The sequence below is a fragment of the Kitasatospora sp. NPDC036755 genome (genome assembly GCF_040636595.1).
In the GTDB taxonomy this organism is placed as follows: Bacteria; Actinomycetota; Actinomycetes; order Streptomycetales; family Streptomycetaceae; genus Kitasatospora.
Window position 1 is genome coordinate 1 of record NZ_JBEZUT010000455.1, and the last position, 5,314, is coordinate 5,314.

General features: G+C 75.4%; 5 protein-coding genes. 2 read left to right on the forward strand and 3 right to left on the reverse strand.

Translation table 11 applies throughout. The annotated features are described in order from the left end of the window. Nucleotides 1–289: 289 nt before the first annotated feature. Both AB0E96_RS37795 and AB0E96_RS37800 read right to left on the reverse strand, forming a co-directional pair. Nucleotides 290–844: a hypothetical protein gene (locus AB0E96_RS37795; protein WP_359830880.1), complete on the reverse strand. Its 555-nt coding sequence runs from the start codon at nucleotides 842–844 to the stop codon at nucleotides 290–292. Between the two features lie 462 nt (nucleotides 845–1,306). Beyond that, nucleotides 1,307–1,450, reverse strand: coding sequence for a hypothetical protein (locus AB0E96_RS37800; RefSeq protein WP_359830883.1), 144 nt, complete (start codon nucleotides 1,448–1,450; stop codon nucleotides 1,307–1,309). A 470-nt stretch (nucleotides 1,451–1,920) separates the two neighbouring features. Here AB0E96_RS37800 and AB0E96_RS37805 point away from each other — a divergent pair, with 470 nt between their 5' ends. Together AB0E96_RS37805 and AB0E96_RS37810 are read left to right on the forward strand one after the other, a co-directional pair. After that, nucleotides 1,921–2,907 (forward strand): LuxR C-terminal-related transcriptional regulator, encoded by a 987-nt coding sequence (locus AB0E96_RS37805; RefSeq protein ID WP_359830885.1) that lies wholly within the window; start codon nucleotides 1,921–1,923, stop codon nucleotides 2,905–2,907. A 170-nt stretch (nucleotides 2,908–3,077) separates the two neighbouring features. After that, nucleotides 3,078–3,563, forward strand: a complete 486-nt coding sequence (locus AB0E96_RS37810) for a hypothetical protein (RefSeq protein WP_359830887.1) — start codon at nucleotides 3,078–3,080, stop codon at nucleotides 3,561–3,563. A gap of 40 nt (nucleotides 3,564–3,603) precedes the next feature. On the opposite strand, the gene AB0E96_RS37815 is transcribed toward AB0E96_RS37810, so the two are convergent. Continuing rightward, entirely contained in the window at nucleotides 3,604–5,208 is a 1,605-nt protein-coding gene (locus AB0E96_RS37815; protein ID WP_359830890.1) for a BTAD domain-containing putative transcriptional regulator, read from the reverse strand. Nucleotides 5,209–5,314 lie beyond the last annotated feature (106 nt).

Sequence of the window (5,314 nt, forward strand, 5' to 3'; positions counted from 1 at the left end):
GTTCTCCCCCGGGGAGACGGTCGACTTGTCCACGCTCTTGGTGAAGGAGATCGCGGCCTGGGCCGGTGGAGCCAGCACACTGCTGCTCAGCAGCGAGCCCGCCACCAGCGCCAGGACCGTGGCGATCCGCCCGGTCCGGAATGGAAGTCGCATGGTGCGCAGTCCAGCGGTCACCGCGCGGGCGCGGTCGGCGACACGAGTGGTGGCGGCGGGGTTTCACCTGCCCGGCGGTCGCCCGCTCGGCGGCAGCCACCGCCGCCGAGCGGCGCGTCGGGCCGTCCGGGGCGGCTCAGCCGAACATCACACCGGTCTCCCGGGCCAGGACGTCCAGGCCGTACCGGGTCGCGTGCTCGACGTTCTCCGGGTCGATCGTGCGGACACCCTCCGCGGCGAGCCGCTCGTTGATCTTGTCCAGGTTCTGCTGGACGAGCTGCTTCTCCGCCTCGGTGGTGCGGCCCTTGTGCGGACGGCCGGCGTGTTCCAGGCTGGCGTAGTTGACCCGCTCCCGGTGCGCGGCGGCGGCCGCCTCGGACTCGGCGCGCCGGGCGGCCGGCCTGGCGGCGCGCAGCACCTCGGCCATCGGGGCGGCCGAGGCCAGCCGGTCGAAGGTCTCGGCCTCCATCACGACCGTCTGCGGTTCCGCCCGGTCCGGGTGGTGCAGCTCGATCGTGACGAGGTCGAGCGCCAGCTCCCGCACGCCGCCCAACTCCCCGGCGAGCGCGTCGATCTCGACCGGACCGCCCGTCAGGTCGGGGTGCCGGAGCACCACCACCCGCACCAGCTCCCCGTCGTCCTGCGCGTGCTGTCCGGTCAGGTCCGAGAACCGGATGATCTTCTGGCCCATGGCTTTCCTCTCCTGCCCCTGTGATCAGCCGAGAGCCTACGCCGGAAAATGATCATCGGTACGCGCGAATGGCCGGGCCCGGGGGATCACCCCGGGCCCGGCCGCTACCCGGCCTTCGTCGGTGGAACGTCCTTCAGGTGCCCGCCGCGGCTCAGTACCGCGGGTTCACCCGGTAGATCGGACGGTCCGGCACCCACCAGTGGCTGGAGCGCCGGATCCCGAAGGTGAAGATCACCCCGTGGCTGCCGGCCGGATCGGCCATGCCGGGGTAAAGCGCCAGTAATGAACCGGCCAATCTCCGGGACGGGCCGGACCGGTCGAAAAGCGTCCGGAAGAACGGAAAGCGCGCGCGACGGTGGGGCGCGACGGTGGGGCGCGCGGCGTGAAAACGGTGCGCAGGGAGTGAAGGCCGGGTGCCGGGGGTGCAGACGCCCGGTCACCGGTGGTCGGCGCCCGGCGCCGCTAGCGGAGCCCGCAGGGGAGCCGGCCGGAGGCCGCCAGGGCCCGGGCCAGCAGGCCCCGCGCCCTCGACCGGGCCGCCGTCTCGTCGGGGGCGCGGACGTGGAGCACCAGCCCGACGCCGTCCGGCACGGCGAGGGCGCGCACGTGCTCCAGACCGTCGGCCGGGCCGGCGCGCGCCCACAGCGCGGACCGGACCTCGGCGTCCGCCGGACGGCGGCGAGGGCCGGTGCGGCGGATCCGGCCGCGGCGAGGGTCAGGAGGACGGCGAGGGTCAGGAGGACGGCGAGGGTCAGGAGGGCGGCGGCGAACGGGCGGACGGACAGGTCGGAGTCCTGTTCCGTGCGGGAACTGCGTTGAGGGAGACCGCAGTTCCGGGTGTCCGGAAATTCGGGGAATGCGCGCACAGCGAATCCTTCCGTTCAGCCCCCCGCTGCGGGAAGCGAATTCGGGGGCGGGATCAGGACAGGCGGCATGCTGCAACACCGCGCCGAACAGCGGTGGGGGACGGGCGCTTGACCGGATCATGCCCTTGCGGGGGTGTTCCGGCCGGGGGAAGGATCTGCTCCGGGCCGACCGGGCATACGGAATCGTCCACGGGGATCAGGGGTCGTGAAGTGCTGGAACTGCTGGGGCTGGACGCCACCGCGGAAGCCGTCTACCGGGAAATGGTCGCCGACCCCGAAGGCGGGGTGGCGGAACTCTGCGACCGGCTGGGCCTGCGCGAGAGCGCGGTGCGCGCCGCCCTCGACCAGCTCGCCGACCTCACCCTGCTGCGGAGCTCCCGCGAACGGCCCGGCACTCTGCGGCCGGTCAGCCCGGAGCGCGGCCTGGAAATCCTGCTGCGCCGCCAGGAGGAGGAACTCGCGCGCCGACAGGAGGAGTTGGCCGCCTCCAAGGCCGCCGTCGCACGCGCCCTCGGCGAGTACGCGAAGCTCCGGACGGACACCCCGGTGGGTGGCCGGGAACGGCTGCTCGGCCTGGACGCCGTCCAGGACAAGCTGGAGTCGCTGACCGCCCGGCTGACCACCGAGGTCCTGGCGGTGATGCCCGGCGGTGCCCAGTCCGCGGCCGGCCTGGCCGCGTCCCGGCCGCTCGACGAGGACGCCCTGCGACGTGGTGTCAGCCTGCGCACCATCTACCAGGACAGCATCCGCCACGCCCCGGAGACCCTCGACTACGCCCACTGGATGGTCGGCCTCGGCGGCCGGGTGCGCACCGCGCCGGTGCTGCCCCCGAGGATGCTCGTCTTCGACCGGAGCACGGCCATGGTGCCGATCGACCCGGAGAACACCAGGGCCGGCGCCCTGTGCACCAGGGAACCGGCCATCGTCGCCTCCCTGGTCGCCCTGTTCGAACACGCCTGGGAGACGGCCGCCCCGATCGTCGAGGAACAGGACGGGGCCGCGGCGCCGGCCCTGACCGCCGGGGAGCGCGAACTGCTGCGCCTGCTGTCCACCGGGCTCACGGACGACGCGGCGGCCAAGCGGCTCGGCGTCTCGGTACGGACCGTCCGGCGGCAGATGGCCGCCGTGATGGAGCGGCTGGACGCGGCGAGCCGCTTCGAGGCGGGCCTGAAGACCGCCCGGCGCGGGTGGCTGTAGCGGCCCGGGGGAGGCGTTCCGTCGAGTGCGGGGCGCCGCGCGAGGTCCCGAAACGATCACGACCCGGCATGCCGTCACCGCGAGTCGGGTCGGGCCGCTAGGGTCACCTCCGCACGAACGATCTCGCTCCAGGGGGGACCATGCGTACCCGTACCACTGCCATAGGGCTCGTGGCAGGACTGCTCGCCGTCGGGCTGACGGCCTGCTCCGGTTCGACCGACGACAGCCCGAAGGCCGGCTCGAAGGCCGGCTCGTCGGCCTCGAAGACCGCCACTCAGCCGAGTTCGGCGCCCGCGGCGCCTGCCGCACCCGAGACGCCCGCGGCACCGACGGCCGCGCAGCCCGCCGCCCCGGCCGCCTCCGGCGCGGTGAAGCCCAGTGGACCGCCGCCGAAGCCGGACGCCGCGACCACCGCGGCGTACGTCGCCGCGCTGACGGCGATCGACCCGGAGATCGTCGACAACAAGCCGGACCGGGTGGTCTCGCGGGGCCGTGACCAGTGCACGTCGGTCTCCGAGTGGCCGAAGGACCAGCCGAAGCTGGTCGACCTGACGAACCAGCGGTTCACCTCGGCCAAGCACCCGGGGGGCTTCGGGTCGGAGAAGTCCACCCTGATCCTGGCGGCGGTCCGCAAGTACATCTGCCCGACGTACTGAGGCCGCGCGCAGTTCCTGGTCCCCGGTGGGGGCGGGGGCGTCAGGCGGGTGGCGGGGCGTCGGGGGGTGGTGGCGGTGGGGTCGAGGCGGCGGCCTCGGCGGCCAGGCGGTCGACCTCGGCCCAGGCGTGCAGATGGTGGTGGCCCGGGCCGCGGGGGTGGTCCTCGGCGGGGTGGGCGGGGAGGAAGGCGGGGGCGCGGCCGCGGTGGAGGTGCCAGGTGCCGAGGCGCACCAGGGCGTCGCGGCGCTCGGCGGCGGTCGTCTCGACGGAGCAGCGTTCGTCGGCGTACAGGCGCAGGAGGTCGTTGAGCCGGTAGCGGTCCCGCTCCTCGACGGTGAGCAGGTGGGCGGTGGCCAGCCGGTCGAGGACGGGCCGGACGGCGGTGACCGGGGCGCCGGCCAGGGCGGCGGCCTCGTCGGGGCCGATCCCGACGGCCGGGAGCAGGGCCAGCAGCCGCAGGAGGCTCCGGGCCTCTCCGGGCAGTGAGCGGTAGGAGAGGTCGAAGGCGGCGCGCACGGCCGAGGTGTCGTCGCCGTCGATCTGGAGGGCGCTCAACCGGTTTTCCGCGTCGCGGAGTTCGGCGGCGTGGTCGGCGAGGCTGCGGTCCGGTGAGGCGGCGAGGCGGCTCGCCGTGACGGCCAGGGCGAGGGGCAGCCGGCCGCAGGCGTCGGCCAGTTCGGCGGCGGCCCGCGGCTCGGCGCGGGTGCGGTGTTCGCCGACGATGCGGGCGAGCAGGTCCAGTGCCCGGTCGGCGGGCAGGACGTCGAGCACCAGTGGCCGGGCGCCGTTGCGGACGGTCAGCCCGTCGAGCCGGGTGCGGCTGGTGACCACCGTGCGGCAGCCCGGGGCGCCCGGCAGCAGCGGGCGGACCTGTTCGGCGTCGCGGGCGTTGTCGAGGACCACGAGCAGCCGGCGGTCGGCCAGCCGGGAGCGGTAGAGCGCGGCCGCCTCGTCCGCCGCCGCCGGGATCCGGTCGCCGGGTACGCCGAGGGCGCGCAGGAAGCGGGCCAGTACGGTGCGCGGGGCGAGCGGCGCGTCGACGGAGTAGCCGTGCAGGTCGGCGTAGAGCTGGCCGTCCGGGAACCGCTTCCGGGCGCGGTGCGCCCAGTCGACGGCGAGGGTGGTCTTGCCGACCCCGGCCGGGCCCGAGACCAGGCACAAGCCGGTGGTCGGCCCGGTGGCCGGCCCGGTGGCCGCCGTCGTGCCGGGGCGCCCGGCCTCCGGGGTGGCGAGCAGGGCGTCCAGGGCGCGCAGTTCGGGTTCGCGGCCGACGAAGGTGGCCAGGGCGGGCGGGAGTTGGGCGGGTGGCGGGTGGTGTGCGGCGGCCGGGGGCGGGGTCGTCGCGGGCGGTACGGCCGGGGGAGGGGCGGCGGCGTCCGCGGTTCGGGGCGGGGCGGCCGGGACCGGTTCGGTGGCGAGCAGTTCCAGGTGCAGCGTGCGCAGCTCCGGCCCCGGGTCCAGCCCGAGTTCGTCGGCCAGCCGGTCCGTGAACCGGCGGTAGACGGCGAGCCCCTCGGGGGTGCGCCCGGAGCCGTGCAGGGCCCGCATCAGCTGGCCGGTGAAGCGCTCCCGCAGCGGGTGGTCGGCGACCAGAGCGGTCAGTTCGGGGACGGCCGTCCGGTGCCGGCCGAGGGCGAGCTCCAGGTCGAGGCACTCTCACGGACCTCGTCGTGCCCGACGGCGGCGATCCGCTCGCCGACGACCGCCAGACCGCTCGCCCGGGTGCGGGCCGCGTCGCCGGTGTGGACGG